Here is a 15,852-nt window from a genome sequence, read left to right on the forward strand (position 1 = left end):
GGAATTTTCATTTTAACCATTTGTTTTGAAATGAGAAACGAGCACTTCAAGTTCTTGTACAATTGTTTTCATTTCTGATGATTTTTTAGCAACGATACTCATTTTGTTTACTTGGTCACCAGCTGAAGTTGCTGTTTGTGATGTTTCGGCAGCAACTTCATTTGAAATAGAAGCGATATTATTTAAAGCTGCATTCATTTCTTCAGAACTTGCGGCCATTTCTTCAGTAGTTGCAGACATTTCTTGTATTTGTGTAGATACATTGTTAATGTGATTAACAATTTCTGAGAATGAAGATCCAGCGGTACGAATGACTGTAATTCCTTCAGAAGCTTCTGACTGACCTTGTGTCATCATGTCATTTGCTATTTTTGTGTCCGCTTGAATGTGATGAAGTAAATGGTTAATATCAGTTGCTGCTAGCTGAGATTGTTCAGCAAGTTTTCGTACTTCATCGGCAACAACAGCGAATCCTTTTCCATGTTCACCAGCACGGGCCGCTTCAATAGAAGCATTTAAAGCGAGTAAATTCGTCTGCTCGGCAATATTAGAAATAGATTGAAGTGCAGTATCAATATGATTCGTATGTGTAATGAGTCGCTCTACCACTTGTGATGTAGCGTTAACAGCTTCGTTAATTGTATGCATTTGTGTAATAGACTTCTCAATGACTTTATTTCCATCATCTGCTTTTTCAGAAGTTGTAACAGCTAGGCTAGCGACAGAAGATGCAGTTTCTGCAATACGCTGAACACCCGTTGCGATATCATCCATTGCGGTTGAACTTTCTTCGATGCTAGAAACTTGGGAACGAATATTGTGCACAAGAGCATTCATAGTCTCTTTCGATTTTGTGGTATTTTCCATAGAAGCAGTTGTTTCGATAAATACATTTTCAGAAGCTTCTTTTACACTTGTTGATGTTTGTTGAACTTGCTTTATTATACGCTGTAAGTTAGCAAGCATTTGATTAAAGGAATTTGCAATGTCACCAATTTCATCTTTACTCGTTACGTGTAATCTAGCGGTTAAATCGCCATCTTGCGAAGCTAATTCTTTTAACTTCGCATCAATTTGTCGAATCGGTTTAACGAGTTTACCAGAGAACCACCATGCCAATAGAATAGATGTTAATGTACATGTAATGAGTGAGAAGAAAATAATATATTGAATAAGGGATGAAGAAGACTCTACGTCAGCAATTAATACATCCCGTTTGTCATTTTCTTCATTTGTATATTTAGTAAAACGACTTAAAAGGTCATTTACATAATCTGTTTGAGCAAGAGCAATTTTGGATGCTTCATCCCATTTTCCTTCACGCGCAAGAGGGAGGACTTCATTATCTACGACGCTGCGCCATTTTGCTCCCATTAAAATGGCCTCTTTCATTCCTTCTGGGAGTTTTTTATCACTTGTTACTTTCTCCCTAGTATCAGCTAGTTTTTTTCCTTCCCGGTTGAATTTATTCAATCCTTTTTGGTCATGTGATAGTAAATATTCTTGTAAACCAGCGACCTGTGCTTGGAACCAATCGCCACGTTCTTTTAAAATCGTTGCTCTTTTCGATACATCATTCTTTAACGTTTCGATTTCACTTGCTTGATGCATCGCAAATGAAAGAATAACAATAAGAGCAATGCTAAATAAGGAAGAAATGCTTAAGAGTGTGAACAGTAGTTTTTTTCGAATGCTAACATATTTCATCGTTACCCCTACCTTTTAAAACTGTTTATTATAATTTATAAATATTTAGAACGAAATTAATAAAAACATGATTAAGAAGTTATTAATCTGTTCCATGAAAATTATAGCAGATAATGGAATATGGCAGATTAATGTGAGTAAATGTTCTTAAAATGTATACATTTGTATATCAAAAAATTCATAAATAAAAATTAGAAATGGTATTGTAATTTGAAATAACATCATGTATACTTCTAATTAGTTGATAACGATTATCAGTATCAACTGAAACATTACTCTTCGTTATGTTGGTCATACCCCTTTTTGACGACGTAAGTCAGAGACAAAATGTTGAAATATCTTGTGTCCTATTCTACAGAATTATGGTAATCTCCAACCTCAACTTATATGCGTAAGCATGCAAAAAAGGATCCTATCCGTGAAGGGATCCTTTTTTGCATGTTGTCGCAATTAATGTATATAGACCTGGTATACGTTCTTCAATTCCTTCAGGTGAAGTAGAAGGGAAAACCCACCTTTGATGAGATCCGTGTTCTTCAACTAGCTTTTCAATTTTAAAACGTTCTTCCGCAAGTGTTGTAATTATTTCTCCTAGCGTCCAGCGACGGATGGTTGTTTTAGGCAATGATTCTTTCTGCGCTTCTGTAAGAAGGATGCAATAAGCCACATCATCTTCAATTAATTCTTCATCGAAATAATTTCCATTAGCGTGAAATGATGGGTGGTCTACTCCTAGTAATTTCGTGTAAACAGGATGATAGTCACGAAGGATAAGTGTTCCATCTCCTTTAAGCATGGTAGCAATTTTTTGAAAGAGCGGTTTTAAATCTAGAAAGTAATGGAGTACACCAAGTTCCAGCAATACGATATCAAATGATTTGGAGAGCTGCACATTTAGTACATCAGAAACGACATACTGGATAGAGACACCTGCTGCTTCTGCAAGTTCATTTGCATATTTTGCATTACTTGCTGAAATATCAACCACTGTTACGTCAGCTCCTAAAAGAGCGAGAGCAACGGCTTTATTTCCTTTTGACCCGAGTAAATTAATGATACGTTTTCCTTTTGGAGATTGTATGTAAGGTAAATAGTGATCTATCTCGCGCATAGGATCTTCTATGAGTTTTTTTGCATAATCCGCTGGTGCTCCGTGGCGATTCGTCCAAGCTTCATAAGCAGCTGTATTCCAGCTTTTTTCATTACGTGCGCTTAGTTGTTTTTGATTCAATATTATCACTCCTTTTGTGAACGTATAGTTATTCGGCAGGTGGATGGGATTTCCTTTTCTTTTTGAATAAAAGTTTGATTTTTCTGTGATTAAGTCGTAAAATACTTGTTATACGTAAAAGCATTGAAAAGGAAAAGTAGGATGAACACATTCTTTCCAGAGAGCTTCGGTAGCTGAGAAGAAGCAAGAATATTCATTTGAACAATGGCCTTTGAGCTTCGTCCTGAACTTATCAAATGATAATAGTAGGCGGCGACGAGAGTTGGTACTCGTTATCAAAACCACAGTATAAGAGCATATAGCTCCGTACTTGTTAAGGCTAATTATGTGAGTAATTGGCGAAATAAGGTGGTACCGCGACTGTTTATACAGCCCCGCCCTTATCTTTTTTAAGATAAGGGTGGGGCTTTTTTATATTTAAAAGGAGGAATGTAAGATGAGTATTTTTATTGGAGGCGCTTGGCCGTATGCAAATGGCTCGTTACACCTTGGGCATATTGCGAGTTTGTTACCTGGAGATATTTTAGCACGTTATTACCGGGCAAAAGGTGAGAATGTGTTGTATGTTTCGGGAAGTGACTGTAATGGAACACCGATTGCAATTAGGGCAAAACAAGAAGGTGTGACGGCGAAGGAAATTGCTGATAAGTATCATGAAGAGTTTGAGCGATGTTTTTGTAGCCTTGGTTTTACTTATGATTGCTATACACGTACAGATAGTGAGCATCATCATGAAACTGTTCAAAATGTCTTTTTACGTTTATTAGAAGAAGGCTATATTTATAAAAAAACGGTGGAACAAGCGTATTGCGAAACGTGTACACAGTTTTTACCTGATCGTTATGTAGAAGGCATTTGTCCACATTGCCATGAAGCGGCAAGAGGAGATCAATGTGATGCTTGTTCAGCTATTTTAGATCCACTCGATTTGTTAGAAAAGAAATGTAAGTTATGTGGTAGTACGCCATCCGTACAGGAAACAGAGCATTTCTATTTCGCATTGCATACATTTCAGGAGCAAATTAAAGGAGTCGTAGAAATTGCAAAACAAAAAGGAACATGGCGTGACAATGCAATTCAGCTAACAGAAAGATATGTAAAAGAAGGGTTACAAGATAGGGCAGTATCGCGTGATTTACCAGTCGGGGTTCCAATTCCAGTGGCAGGATACGAAGATAAGAAAATTTACGTATGGATTGAAGCAGTGACAGGGTATTATTCTGCAAGTAAACATTGGGCTGAAAAAGCAGGGAAAGATGACCAAGAGTTTTGGGATAAAGAAACGAAAACGTATTATGTACACGGAAAGGATAATATTCCATTTCACTCTATCATCTGGCCAGCGGTATTACTTGGAATAGGAGAAGAAGCAATTCCTCGTCATATCGTTTCGAATGAATATTTAACAGTTGAAAAAAGAAAATTATCTACAAGTAAAAACTGGGCAGTATGGGTACCTGATATATTAGAAAGCTATGATCCAGATTCGATCCGTTACTTTTTAACAGTAAATGCACCAGAAAATCGTGATACTGATTTTTCGTGGCGTGAGTTTATTTACAGTCATAATAGTGAATTGTTAGGTGCATATGGGAACTTTGTGAATCGGACATTAAAGTTTATTGAAAAGTATTATGATGGCGTTGTACCGAAGGGAACTATTCATGTAGAGCTGAAAGATAAAGTAGAAGGATTATATAAATATGTAGGAGCGGCTATTGAACAAACTAAATTTAAGGTGGCGTTAGAGACAATATTTGATGCAGTGCGTTTTGCAAATAAATACTTTGACGAAAAGCAGCCTTGGAAACAAAGAGAAGATGATCCAGTTTCATGTGAAGAAACGATTTATAATTGTGTTTATCTTATCGCTAATTTTGCAAATCTCCTTGAACCATTTTTACCATTTTCAAGTGAAAGAGTTCGAAACACATTGTCGATTGTTAAACGAAATTGGGAACCTCAAAATATGTTGCCGAATAAAATTGATAGCGTACAGCCATTATTTGAGCGAATTGATGTAAAACAAATTGAGCATGAGATAGAGAAACTGTATGGAGCGGTAAAGTGAACGAGAGAGAAAAGACCTTTCAAGTAAATGAAAGGTCTTTTCTTATGCACTATGCACACGATTATGTTTGTTTTCTTTTCTATACGTAAGGAGCTGAGGAGTGAAAATACCAAACAATATAAATATAATTCCAATCCACTGCATAAGCGTTACAACTTCATGTACAAGTGTTATAGAAGCGATAATGGCCGTTGGTAATTCAGCTGCACCTAATATTGTACCAAGTCCTATTCCGACTTTCGGTACGCCAATTGAAAAACAAATGACAGGTACGACAACGCCGAATAATCCGAGGAAGAAAGCATATTTCCATAGACCGGCTTGCAGGGCACCATCTGTTAAAAAGGTTGGCGGGAAGAATAGGCAGACGATAAGGGTAGCACTTGTTGTCATGAGAAAGCTTTTCGTATAAGGTGGAACATCTGTAGCAACGCGTCCACTTGCAAAAACATAGAATGAAAAAGAGACAGCAGCTAATAGTCCAAAGATAATACCTTTCGTAGAAAAATCTTCTCCTAGCCCTTCAAAGACACCGCCAGCAAACAACGTACCAGTGAATAAAATGATGATAGATATAACTTTTTCACGGCTTGGAAACGTTCGATTTGCAATAGCCTCGATGACTACTCCGATCCATGTGAACTGGAAGAGTAGAACGACAGCGATAGATGCTGGCAGTTCTTCTACAGAAATAGCATAGAAAATACCAGTCATACTCATTGTTGTGCCGACTGTTAGTAAGGACAAGAATTGCTTTTTTGTTACTTTATGGCGTGAAAAGAAAAGAACGAGCAGAAGTAGTCCAATCCATCCGAAGACATATTGTCCCCCTAATAGTTGATGTGCTGAAAATCCGTTAATAAATCCGAGTTTGAAAATAGTTGAAAGCACGCCATAGCTACAAGCACCGAGTAAAACGAGTAGTGAATACTTAAACTTCTCCATAAAAATCCTCCTTTTAAAATAAAAAACGCCCGCTATCCAAATAAGGACAACGGGCGAACGAAACAGAGTAACATACTCTACAAAATTCCGCCATTCATACGAAGTATGAATTTGGGGTATGAAATTAGAATAGGTTTTACATTGCCTTTGGGAATACAATGGAGCATTTTACACCTTGAGGTGTGTTTTGTATCCCATAAGGAAACTGATGTTTATCTAATATTTGTTTTACAATATATAACCCAAGACCACTACCTTGTACTAAGCCATGTTTGTCAGGATTTGCGCGATAGAATGGCTCAAATAAATGGGCAAGTTTATCTTCATCAATTTGAGAACCTGTATTTAATACTTCTAATGCGTAACCGTTTGGCTTTTCATAAAGCTTTATATATACATGCTGATGGTCAATTGTATAATGAATTGCGTTGGAAATAATGTTAAAAATAGCAGTTTGCATAAATTTAGGATCAGCTAAAATTTGTACATCTTGTTTAATGTTAGACTGAACATTTAATTGTTTTACAGATACAAAATAATCTACTTTCTTTATAACGTCCTCAATAATATTAGTCAATGAGATAACTTTTAAATTGGGTTTAAATTGAGGGTTTTGTATTTTGGATAATTCTGATACCTTTTCCGTTAATATGTTAATATCTTGCATCATCTCATATGAACGTTTTAAATATTTATCTCTATCTTTATAAGCGCCAATTCCGTGAATCATGCCATCGAGTTGTCCCATAACGGCTGCGATTGGTGTTTTTAATTCATGGGATATCATAGACATAAATTCTTTACGAGATTGTTCTAATTGTTGTTCCTTCTTGATTTCATTTCTTAAATCTTGATTGCTTTCATGTAAATTTTTCACAATAGTAGGTACTTGTGAGGCAGCTACTTGCAAATTAAAATCTGTTTGATCTGTATTTTTGTTAAGTAGCTTTTTATCTGAGAAATCAAGATTCATAATATCTTTTAAAGCATCGCTCATATATTGGAAAGGTTTGGCGATTATTTTTGCGTAGATTAAAGATCCTAGCAGAGATAATGCAAGCATTGTCGCCCCAATATGTGGAGCTAATTGCTGCAACACATCTGTTAACGATGGATTATCATGTGTATCATTTGTTTTACTTGCTGCATTTTGTGTATGTAAGGCATCATTGTTAGTAACTTGCTTTTCCGCTTCTGTAAGTGAAGACGTTGTGTTACTTTTCCCCGGAATATTTTGTGCATGTTCTTTTGCTTTTGCAGTTTGGCTAGGCTGCAAAAGATGATTGATGGCTGTAGAGAGTGTATTCATGTCTATTTGAGAAGATTGAAAATTAGAGATGCTACTCTCTGACACAGCTTTATTTTGCTTTGTTTTACTTTGGTCGTTTTGTTTGTCTGATTCCGCTTGTTCCGCAGTTTGCGTTTCAGACGCTCTCAAACGATCTTTATCGTAATTTGAGGCTAGAAAATAAATAATTTGATAAAGACAAAGTGATAACAAAATACAAAATAATAAGGTTTTGATGAATATATTTTTGGTGATGTTGTCTTTGCTACGATTCGATTTTGTAGCCAATGCCTTTCACCGTTTTAATATAAGGAATTTCTAATTTTTTTCGTAAGTTTTTAATATGTGTATCTATTACTCTCACATCACCATAATGTTCATAGCCCCATACCTTATTCAACAAATCACTTCTTGATAGTACTTTTCCCCGATTTTGCAGTAAAGTATATATAATTTCAAATTCTTTTGTAGTCAATTCAATTTGATTACCATGAACATAAGCGGCATATGCTGTAGAATTTAACATCAATTCATGGAATTGTAGTATAGTTGCAGCTTCTGCTTCCTTCGTTGCTGCTCTTCTTAATACAGCTTCTACACGTTTTATAAATACGGTGTAATGGAACGGTTTTGTAATATAGTCATCAATACCTAACTCAAATCCTTTAATTTCACTTTCTTCATTATGTAAGCCTGTTAACATAATGATTGGTACATCAGATTGTCCTCGCATAATTTTACAAATACTATAGCCATCTATATCTGGTAACATTACATCGAGGAGGACAAGATCGTATGAATTTTTTTGGAAAAGAAGAATGCCTTCTGTTCCAGCACCAACTACATCAACAGTAAAGTTTTGTGCCATTAGAAATTCACGAATAAGTTCTTGTATATCTGGGTTGTCTTCAATCACCAGTATATGCGTCATAGTAACACCTCCTAAATAACGCTTTTTACTGCAATATTCGAATTCATCATTTTTCGGATGACTCAGATTGTTTATACATATAATAAGCCCCCGCTATAAAATAGTAATGAAAGTAGCAAGGGGGATTGTTTAGTGTCACTGAATATTTCAGAATTACAGTAGTTCTATTATAGTATGTATTGTAAAATTTATAAAATATTATAACTGTATAATTTTAATATCCATGTTTATCAATGTTACGATGATGTTGAACGCAATCTATTTTTATTATATATGTAAATACAGTTGTTTTGCTACTGTAAATGAATAAATAAAATAAGCCAAGACATAAAATTCTTGGCTACACGTAAATCTTGTTCTTAGGTTAATTTACAGTGACAGTAGCTTGCTGCTGAATGCGCTCAAATAACCAGTGAATATCATTGTTAAACATACGAATACAACCAAGTGTTGTTGCTTTCCCGATTGCTTGATTATTGTTAGTTCCATGAATCGCATACGTTGTTCCGTAAGTTCCTGCCATATTTAATCCGAGCCAGCGGTCCCCAAGTGGATTACGTGGATCGCCGCCTTTAATTTTTCCTGTATAGTAAGGACGGTTTTTAATTTTATTTACGATTTGAAAAGTACCCTTAGGTGTTGGTGTTGCTGCTTTTCCAGTAGCGACAGTGAAACTTTTTATGAATTTTCCATTTTGATAATAATCCATTTTATTTAGTTGTGTGTTTACGATAAGCTGATCTTTCGTTGTAGCTGCTTCTGCAGTAGTGAATGGAAGAGTTAAAAATCCTAATGATAATAGCGCACTTAATAATAATTTTTTCATTATATTCTCCTTTTACTTCTTGTAGTAGTCTTACATACAATGAATTTGTAATCCTCGTAATGCTTGATTGACATTTTCATCTAATGTTTCAAAGAAGGTAGTAATTTTTGGGTTGCATTTGTTGTTTTTATCAATAAGTAATCTTTCGTTTAATAAAAGCTCACCATGTAGTCCAAAGCTTTGAACTTGAATATTTAGTTCATCTTCAGTTTCAGAAATAATCGGTAAGAAATAGTGAAAAGCTTTCGTTGGAATGATGTAGCTTTTGCCAATCATGCTTTCTTGATTTGAATTCACCCATTTTCTAGTGACAATCTTAATGTTCTTTTTTGAAACGATAAAAGACAGCGTAGTAGATTTTGTTAAACTTACGTCAAATTCATTTGTTTCACATATTTGTAAATTAAAAACGGTTTCATTTTGATGAGATTCAACATTCGTATTAATAAAATCGTGCATTTTATAAGCTTCCATTTCTTATTCACCCTTTTTTCAATTTCGAAAAGCGACTTATATTTATTCAATTTAATGTTTAGTCATATATTAGCTAAATTTTTCAACAAATTCCGATATAATCTTACAATACGTATATGAAGCTAATATGAAGTTCGTATGAGTTTGTGGTGGTTTTTTATAGAGAACAAAATAAGATAGTTTTCAAGTGTTAAAAATTGGATAAAAAATGTATATTAATGGATTTCATTCGCGTGATATATAGTTGTTAGCTTGTTTTTAAATGCTAATAGATATAAGTAAATAGAGAACAAAAAATTTTAGTGTGAGCCTTACAAAAATGTAATAAAAATGTAAGCTATTGTGATAGTTATTTCGACATTTTTTTTATACAATAATAGTAAGAAGTTGTACGTGACTGAAAGGAGAGATGACATGGAATGGGTTCATGAATTATTTCAGCAATACGGGTATTATGTTGTACTTGTCGGGTTGCTGTTAGAATATATTGCGCTTCCGTTTCCGGGAGAGCCAACATTAGCATATGCGGGATTTTTAGCACAGAAGGGTGATTTAAGTTTACCAATTTTAATTATCTTATCCTTTATTGGGACAAGTGTAGGAATGACGATTCAATACTTTTTAGGAAATAAATTAGGTATGCCTTTCGTTCAAAAATATGGGAAATACGTATTTTTAACACAAAGAAAAATCGACTTAACAAGAATGTGGTTCGATAAGTATGGGTACTTCCTAATCTTTATCGGTTTCTTTATTCCTGGTGTACGCCATTTTACAGGATACTTTGCAGGAATTATTAATCTACCATTTCGTCGTTTTGCGATTACAATTTATTCAGGTGCTCTGTTTTGGGTATCATTCTTCTTAATCGGTGGTTACTGGTTAGGTGGAAACTTACATGATATTTTTGGAGTGCTAGAAGGTCATATTGGTAAAATCATTTTTGGAGTTATCGTAATCGTAGCAATTACGCTAGGCATTCGTTTCCGTAAACAGTTAAAACGAGTATTGTTACAAAACGCAAGTTAATATGGAATCCATTCTATGTCAAAATTTAGGAAGGCAGTGCAAAAGCACTGCCTTTTTTATTTTATCCCGCTATTTGTCGGGCTGCCCGTAAAAGTCCGATTGGTCAGGGCTGATTAAAGTTTCATTTTATGTTCCAATCTATTTTTAACTTTCCTTTTAGCTGATTTCCGCTAACTATAATGTAATAAGTTCCTGTCTTAATTGCCGCGAACTGGTATGTATTAGGTCCAGCTGGAGCTAAATAATTTTCTTCCTCTTGAAATTCACTAGCCATTTTTATGTCCCCCATGTAGCCATTCGAATTTTCAGCTCGTGATTCAATGGTGAATTCTAATATGTCCCCTCGTTTTAGTTCAATTGGGACTTTATGTTCACCACTAAAATGTTGAAAAGATGCTTCGAAAGAGTTATCTGTTTTTGTTTCGACCCATTGTTCTTTTGATGTTCCAAACCTTTCTAAATCTACTAAGTTAATTGTGATAAATATAATAAACATAATGCTTGGTACGAAATATTGTAGCCACTTAAATTTTGTTGCTATAACTGTACATAAATAGAAAGAAAGAGAACATACTGCACCAATTGATCCGAGGAACAAGAACTGTATTAGACTAGCTTCTTTAAATGTTAGGAAGGGAAGAAAAAATAAATAGCCGCAAAAAATATAAAGTAATAATGTCTTCAGTCTTGTATGTGTTTTTAATTTCAATTTATCGATGCAAATAGAACAAAAAAATGCATATGCAGCAAGAATAGGAACGAAGGGAACATATAGCAGTTCTCGTAATCCAGCTAAGAAACTATATAATGTTTGTTGACTAGTTGTTAAGAGAAGCGTGCTAATAAGTAATAATAATAAGAAAGTCGCTGTAAGCTTAGTAAGAATATAGGAAAAAGTAGATATTTTATTCATATGTCACTTCCTTTGTTTAATATTTCACATTCATTATATAGGTTATTTTCATCATAATACATCCTTATTTTTGTCAATTATTATAGTCGTAATGACAATTATAATTGACAAAAATAAGGATATTATTTACAATTTTAATTAAATAAATGAAAAAGAGGGAAGATATGAAGCTTCAAAATCGAGTGAGGGAATTGCGAGCAAAGCATCATTTATCACAAGGGGATTTAGGGAAAGCGATTGGCTCATCACGGCAAACGATTAGTTTAATTGAGCGTGGGGATTATGCACCATCTATTGTATTGTCGTTAAAAATCGCAAAAATTTTCAATGTACCGGTGGAGGAAATATTCACGTTAGTGGAGGGGGAAGAGGACGATGAAGAGTAAACGAAAAAAACAATTTGATTTTGTGGGAAAAATAGCATTAAGTATGATGGGTGGTTTTTTAACATCTTATATAGCTTTAGATTTACTCTCGGATGAACCGAGAAAATTATCATCTAATCTATTTATAGGTGTATGTACTATTTTTGGAATTTTAATGATGTACTACACTTGGAAGAATACACGTATGTTAGCGGAAGCACGCGATGAAGAAGAGAGCGTACAAGGCAGAAAATTAGGTATTATAAGTATATATTTACGTGTAGGTGATATAGTTACGCAGGCATGGTTTGTATATGCAGTTATTACATGTAGACGTGCACTGGTGCAGGATACAAATGTTTCATTTGCGGTGTGGAATTTAGTAGCTTCTATTGTCTGTTTAACTACTGTAGTGATTATCGGGCTCATAACAAAAAATCGTTATAATAAGCTATATCCTGAACAAGGTGTAACATATATGGAATCTATGAAAATGTGGACGAAAAACGCAGATGAAGGATTAAAACACATTGTGCATGAGGCTGGATATAAAGCGTATGAATTTACGAATACAATATTAGCATATGTATGGTGGGCTGCCGTTATATATACAGCGGCTAGTAATATCGATTTTGTATTAATTGGCTTAATCTCATTTATTTGGATATTGCATCTCGGAAAATTCATGTACGAAATGCAGAGGAAAATGATTTATTAAGGAGAGAAAAGAGTGGATATTTTAAGAAGGCCAGCTAGTTCAATGACGGCGGCGCTAGTTTTGTCCATTTTATACGGAGTAATCCGAACTGGAAAATTACAAGTAATGTTGAATATATGGGCAGTATTTGGAATTGTATTATTAGTGTTAGCCATTCATGAGCTAGGGCACGTACTATTTGGCTTGATAGGTGGTTTGAATTTTAAATTTATGACAGTAGGACCTATCACTGTTCAAAAGGAAAAAGGGAAATTACGCATTCGAGAAAATAAATTATGGGCGTACTTTGGTGGCGTGGTGATGTTAGCGCCGTCTTCTATAGAGACACCGAACCTTTCAAAGAAATGGGCGTGGATGACTTTAGGTGGGCCAATTATGAGTTTACTATTCGGTATTACTTCAGGTTACATATATATGGTGAGTTATTATCAATATCTTTTATATTTTTCCGTTTTACACTTTGTGATTTTTGCAGTTACAATCGTGCCGATAAAAGGAACGCTTCTGAGTGATGGTATGCAATTTCTCATTTTAATTAAAGATGATGAAAAAGCTAAGCAGCATTTATATACGATTCAAATATCGAGTGAGTTATTTAGTTATAAAAGACCGAAAGATTGGGATGAGAGATTAGTAGAACTTAGTGAGGAAAAATTAAAAGAGGATAAAAGTATAAAAGAGATAATGAGCGGACTTATGCTCGTCTTTTATGCCCGAGCTGATCAAAGGGGAATGGAAAGAGCAATACCGTATATAGAACAAATTGTTCAACTATCTGTAACGAAGGAAAATAAATTTTTCGTTAGTAGTTTTCATAGTTGGTATCTTTTATATAAAGCTCTTTATCAGATAAATAGCCTTTCTCTGCAAGAAGCAAAGGAACATGCAAAGGCCATTACCAAAATGGATTTAAACGGATATTACCGTACACAAGGAATTATTAAATATTTAGAGGACGATATGGAAGCTTCCCGCACTTATATGAAGAAAGCTGATAAAGAATTGGAGAGCGCTGAGAAGAGTGGAATGGGATATTTACAAGTAGAGAGAGAATGGTTTGAGCAGCTACAGGCGAGGGTATCTTACGATGGGTGAGGTATCCTCTTTTTTATATGTCATCTTATAACGTTCCATAAACAGCCTAGGACGAGTAAAATAAGATAAGAAGAGCAAAGCTTGGAGGAAGTAAATATGGAAATTTTATCAATTGTTTTGATAGTCTTGCTCATTTATGTTGTTTTTAAAGTAGCATATGTAGCATTAAAGATACTCGCGATCCTATTAATTATCTTTTTAATCGTAGAGTTCGGCAGTAAGTTGCTTGGGGGATAGGGTATGTTGTGTGTTTCGAGTGTCGAAGGTTGTCGTTAAATCGATATCTTGTGTCGAATCGTCGATATAATGAAAAAATCGTTGATATAAGTGGAGAAACGATCGATATATTTGAAAAATCGTTGATATATTTAAGTGAATACTAAGTGGGGTATATGGAAAAGAAGTTGCCGTGGAGGTAACTTCTTTTTATTTTGGTGATGGAGTATGAACAGGAAAGAATAGCAAACAAAAAAGCCGGAAGATATTCTTCCAGCTTACGAGTTACTTTCAATTTGACGACCATTTTCTTCTTCAGTGTCTTGTAAAAGATTGAATACATCTGCTAGGCAGAATGCGATAAACCAAGTCCATAGACCGTGGAAGAAAGCAGAGCTTAATTGAAGTGGTAATGTATAGTTTGTCATTGAGTAGGAAATACATCCACCAACGATTCCGATCATTGTTAATAACATTGTTTTTTGAGCATTTTCTTCTGGATTGAAGAGGAAATAAATGTATCCGCCTAAAATTGAAGCGCTTACAAGTGTTTCGATTCCATTAAAAATGATATTCTCTCCAAGCTGAGTGTTTGTCCAGAAGCAAATCACACCGCCGATAATGGCAAACAGGACAGCTATTGTATATCGTATATATTGATTCATATGTTCATCTCCTTATGTAATAAGATGATTTGGAAGTCAAAAAGGTAGGTATAGTATATTGAAGTGAATTTTAGTTGTACGTATCTTTTTATAAAAAGATTAGTGAAGAATAACTAAGATGATCGGTTTTTAAACCGTTACGTGTATGGTGACTGAAATATACCCGACTTCTCGTTTCTTTTTGTTTGTAAAATATGAGAAACTTCCAAGTCTATATACTCTTTTTTTGTGAGTCTGTTTTCATTATAACACATTTAGGGACACAATAATAGAATTATCTGATTTTGTAATAAGTGTAAAAAATAAAAAGCGCAAGGAATGTTAGTTCCTTGCGCTTTTTTATATGCGTTTGAAACGGCCGACAATTTCAACTGTTTCAGTAATGTTCATGAATGCTTTGTTATCCACTTGACGGATAATACGTTTCATTTCGCCTAACTCATATCGAGTCACGACAGTGTAAATCATTTTTTTCTTATGGTTTGTATAGCCGCCGACAGCATCTACCATTGTCACCCCGCGTATGCCGTGATGTAATAGTGCGCTTTTTATTTCCTCACCTTTTTCTGTAACTGTCATTATCGTTAATTTAATATGTTTTGTATGCACGGCATCAATTACTTTGCTGACTACAAACCGGCTAATTAACGTATAAAGCGTAATATCCCATCCGAAAATAAATCCTGCTGCAACAAGTAAGATCAAGTTGAATCCAAAGATGATTGCTCCAATCGAAATATCTCGATGTTTTGCTACAATCAATCCAACGACATCAAAACCACCTGTTGAAGAAGCAAATCGGAATATGATTCCTGAAGCTGCTCCGCAAATTACACCACCGAATACAGAAGAAAGTAAAATATCGTCTGAAACTTGATGTACTGGGATAATGTTCATCGCTAAAGATGATACAGCTACAAAATACGCTGTTAAAAAGGTTGTCTTCTTGCCTAAGTAAAAGTGACTTAAAATAAGAAGAGGAATGTTTAGTAAAAAGATAAGTGCACCGATATTGTAATGCATTAAATAACCGATAATCATCCCTACACCAGCAAATCCACCGCTAATCATATTATGCGGGATAAAAAACATGTTCATAGAAATTGCATACAAAATAGAAGCTATGAAAATAACAACCAACTGTATCATAAATTCTAAGTGAAATGTTTTAGCTGCTGGGAAAGATAAAAAGGCGGTGTCGGGAACGTAATCGGCGTCTCCTAGTTGACCCATAGTATGTTTCATCTCCATATTCATTTTTGATTACAAGAAGAGAATAAAGGTTTTTTCAAAAACTGGCAATAGTTTTATTATAATGCAAAAATTTTATAAATTTCTAATAAATCAAGCCTATTCATTGATGTGCGTGAATATACTA

At 34.6% G+C, this 15,852-nt stretch carries 16 protein-coding genes and 1 other annotated feature; of the genes, 6 read left to right on the top strand and 10 right to left on the bottom strand.

Annotated features, from left to right (window positions below):
• Nucleotides 1–12: 12 nt before the first annotated feature.
• Together JDS98_RS21570 and JDS98_RS21575 are read right to left on the bottom strand one after the other, a co-directional pair.
• The gene (locus JDS98_RS21570) at nucleotides 13–1,707 is read right to left on the bottom strand and encodes a methyl-accepting chemotaxis protein (protein ID WP_199632519.1); all 1,695 of its coding nucleotides are present in this window, start codon (nucleotides 1,705–1,707) and stop codon (nucleotides 13–15) included.
• 412 nt (nucleotides 1,708–2,119) lie between these two features.
• On the bottom strand, nucleotides 2,120–2,938 hold the full coding sequence (locus JDS98_RS21575) for a class I SAM-dependent methyltransferase (protein WP_097957466.1): 819 nt from the start codon (nucleotides 2,936–2,938) through the stop codon (nucleotides 2,120–2,122).
• A gap of 114 nt (nucleotides 2,939–3,052) precedes the next feature.
• Nucleotides 3,053–3,323: a binding site (T-box leader), on the top strand.
• Nucleotides 3,324–3,374: 51 nt separating this feature from the next.
• On the opposite strand from JDS98_RS21575, the gene metG reads away from it, so the two are divergent.
• A complete protein-coding gene (metG, locus tag JDS98_RS21580) occupies nucleotides 3,375–5,009 on the top strand; it encodes a methionine--tRNA ligase (protein ID WP_199632518.1) in 1,635 nt (544 codons plus the stop codon).
• A gap of 42 nt (nucleotides 5,010–5,051) precedes the next feature.
• On the opposite strand, the gene JDS98_RS21585 is transcribed toward metG, so the two are convergent.
• The 5 genes from JDS98_RS21585 to JDS98_RS21605 form a co-directional block, all read right to left on the bottom strand.
• Nucleotides 5,052–5,954: an EamA family transporter gene (locus JDS98_RS21585; RefSeq protein WP_097957470.1), complete on the bottom strand. Its 903-nt coding sequence runs from the start codon at nucleotides 5,952–5,954 to the stop codon at nucleotides 5,052–5,054.
• Between the two features lie 136 nt (nucleotides 5,955–6,090).
• The gene (locus tag JDS98_RS21590) at nucleotides 6,091–7,530 is read right to left on the bottom strand and encodes a sensor histidine kinase (RefSeq protein ID WP_098911476.1); all 1,440 of its coding nucleotides are present in this window, start codon (nucleotides 7,528–7,530) and stop codon (nucleotides 6,091–6,093) included.
• Nucleotides 7,508–8,173, bottom strand: a complete 666-nt coding sequence (locus JDS98_RS21595) for a response regulator transcription factor (protein WP_000148832.1) — start codon at nucleotides 8,171–8,173, stop codon at nucleotides 7,508–7,510. Before JDS98_RS21595 ends, JDS98_RS21590 begins: the two co-directional genes overlap by 23 nt.
• Nucleotides 8,174–8,537: 364 nt before the next feature.
• Nucleotides 8,538–8,999 (bottom strand): L,D-transpeptidase, encoded by a 462-nt coding sequence (locus JDS98_RS21600; protein ID WP_000735064.1) that lies wholly within the window; start codon nucleotides 8,997–8,999, stop codon nucleotides 8,538–8,540.
• Nucleotides 9,000–9,029: 30 nt separating this feature from the next.
• Entirely contained in the window at nucleotides 9,030–9,473 is a 444-nt protein-coding gene (locus tag JDS98_RS21605) for a DUF3978 family protein (RefSeq protein WP_000388766.1), read from the bottom strand.
• A 414-nt stretch (nucleotides 9,474–9,887) separates the two neighbouring features.
• On the opposite strand from JDS98_RS21605, the gene JDS98_RS21610 reads away from it, so the two are divergent.
• Complete coding sequence (locus JDS98_RS21610; RefSeq protein ID WP_000455364.1) at nucleotides 9,888–10,502, top strand: DedA family protein; 615 nt, start codon at nucleotides 9,888–9,890, stop codon at nucleotides 10,500–10,502.
• 121 nt (nucleotides 10,503–10,623) lie between these two features.
• On the opposite strand, the gene JDS98_RS21615 is transcribed toward JDS98_RS21610, so the two are convergent.
• On the bottom strand, nucleotides 10,624–11,415 hold the full coding sequence (locus JDS98_RS21615) for a hypothetical protein (RefSeq protein ID WP_098053936.1): 792 nt from the start codon (nucleotides 11,413–11,415) through the stop codon (nucleotides 10,624–10,626).
• A gap of 164 nt (nucleotides 11,416–11,579) precedes the next feature.
• Between JDS98_RS21615 and JDS98_RS21620 the strand changes: the two genes are divergently transcribed.
• The 4 genes from JDS98_RS21620 (at nucleotide 11,580) to JDS98_RS21635 (ending at nucleotide 13,830) form a co-directional block, all read left to right on the top strand.
• Nucleotides 11,580–11,801, top strand: a complete 222-nt coding sequence (locus JDS98_RS21620) for a helix-turn-helix transcriptional regulator (protein WP_199634309.1) — start codon at nucleotides 11,580–11,582, stop codon at nucleotides 11,799–11,801.
• Nucleotides 11,791–12,498, top strand: coding sequence for a DUF3169 family protein (locus JDS98_RS21625; protein ID WP_000837707.1), 708 nt, complete (start codon nucleotides 11,791–11,793; stop codon nucleotides 12,496–12,498). The genes JDS98_RS21620 and JDS98_RS21625 overlap by 11 nt, the downstream gene beginning before the upstream one ends.
• A 42-nt stretch (nucleotides 12,499–12,540) precedes the next feature.
• The gene (locus tag JDS98_RS21630; protein ID WP_199634323.1) at nucleotides 12,541–13,593 is read left to right on the top strand and encodes a site-2 protease family protein; all 1,053 of its coding nucleotides are present in this window, start codon (nucleotides 12,541–12,543) and stop codon (nucleotides 13,591–13,593) included.
• 96 nt (nucleotides 13,594–13,689) lie between these two features.
• Nucleotides 13,690–13,830, top strand: a complete 141-nt coding sequence (locus JDS98_RS21635) for a DUF3985 family protein (RefSeq protein ID WP_000404759.1) — start codon at nucleotides 13,690–13,692, stop codon at nucleotides 13,828–13,830.
• A gap of 257 nt (nucleotides 13,831–14,087) precedes the next feature.
• Here the strand turns inward: JDS98_RS21635 and JDS98_RS21640 are convergent, their stop codons facing one another.
• Together JDS98_RS21640 and JDS98_RS21645 are read right to left on the bottom strand one after the other, a co-directional pair.
• Complete coding sequence (locus tag JDS98_RS21640) at nucleotides 14,088–14,474, bottom strand: DUF3938 domain-containing protein (protein WP_001077779.1); 387 nt, start codon at nucleotides 14,472–14,474, stop codon at nucleotides 14,088–14,090.
• Nucleotides 14,475–14,813: 339 nt separating this feature from the next.
• A complete protein-coding gene (locus JDS98_RS21645; RefSeq protein WP_000530041.1) occupies nucleotides 14,814–15,707 on the bottom strand; it encodes a YitT family protein in 894 nt (297 codons plus the stop codon).
• Nucleotides 15,708–15,852: the final 145 nt, after the last annotated feature.

It is taken from the genome of Bacillus cereus group sp. N11, assembly GCF_016483605.1.
In the GTDB taxonomy this organism is placed as follows: Bacteria; Bacillota; Bacilli; order Bacillales; family Bacillaceae_G; genus Bacillus_A; species Bacillus_A toyonensis.

Excerpts from the sequence above, each read along its gene's own strand:
- JDS98_RS21620 (WP_199634309.1), top strand. The coding sequence starts at position 11,580 with ATGAAGCTTCAAAATCGAGTGAGGGAATTGCGAGCAAAGCATCATTTA.
- metG (WP_199632518.1), top strand. The coding sequence starts at position 3,375 with ATGAGTATTTTTATTGGAGGCGCTTGGCCGTATGCAAATGGCTCGTTA.
- JDS98_RS21640 (WP_001077779.1), bottom strand. The coding sequence starts at position 14,474 with ATGAATCAATATATACGATATACAATAGCTGTCCTGTTTGCCATTATC.
- JDS98_RS21585 (WP_097957470.1), bottom strand. The coding sequence starts at position 5,954 with ATGGAGAAGTTTAAGTATTCACTACTCGTTTTACTCGGTGCTTGTAGC.
- JDS98_RS21605 (WP_000388766.1), bottom strand. The coding sequence starts at position 9,473 with ATGGAAGCTTATAAAATGCACGATTTTATTAATACGAATGTTGAATCT.
- JDS98_RS21625 (WP_000837707.1), top strand. The coding sequence starts at position 11,791 with ATGAAGAGTAAACGAAAAAAACAATTTGATTTTGTGGGAAAAATAGCA.
- JDS98_RS21610 (WP_000455364.1), top strand. The coding sequence starts at position 9,888 with ATGGAATGGGTTCATGAATTATTTCAGCAATACGGGTATTATGTTGTA.
- JDS98_RS21645 (WP_000530041.1), bottom strand. The coding sequence starts at position 15,707 with ATGGGTCAACTAGGAGACGCCGATTACGTTCCCGACACCGCCTTTTTA.
- JDS98_RS21600 (WP_000735064.1), bottom strand. The coding sequence starts at position 8,999 with ATGAAAAAATTATTATTAAGTGCGCTATTATCATTAGGATTTTTAACT.
- JDS98_RS21630 (WP_199634323.1), top strand. The coding sequence starts at position 12,541 with ATGACGGCGGCGCTAGTTTTGTCCATTTTATACGGAGTAATCCGAACT.
- JDS98_RS21635 (WP_000404759.1), top strand. The coding sequence starts at position 13,690 with ATGGAAATTTTATCAATTGTTTTGATAGTCTTGCTCATTTATGTTGTT.
- JDS98_RS21570 (WP_199632519.1), bottom strand. The coding sequence starts at position 1,707 with ATGAAATATGTTAGCATTCGAAAAAAACTACTGTTCACACTCTTAAGC.
- JDS98_RS21595 (WP_000148832.1), bottom strand. The coding sequence starts at position 8,173 with ATGACGCATATACTGGTGATTGAAGACAACCCAGATATACAAGAACTT.
- JDS98_RS21615 (WP_098053936.1), bottom strand. The coding sequence starts at position 11,415 with ATGAATAAAATATCTACTTTTTCCTATATTCTTACTAAGCTTACAGCG.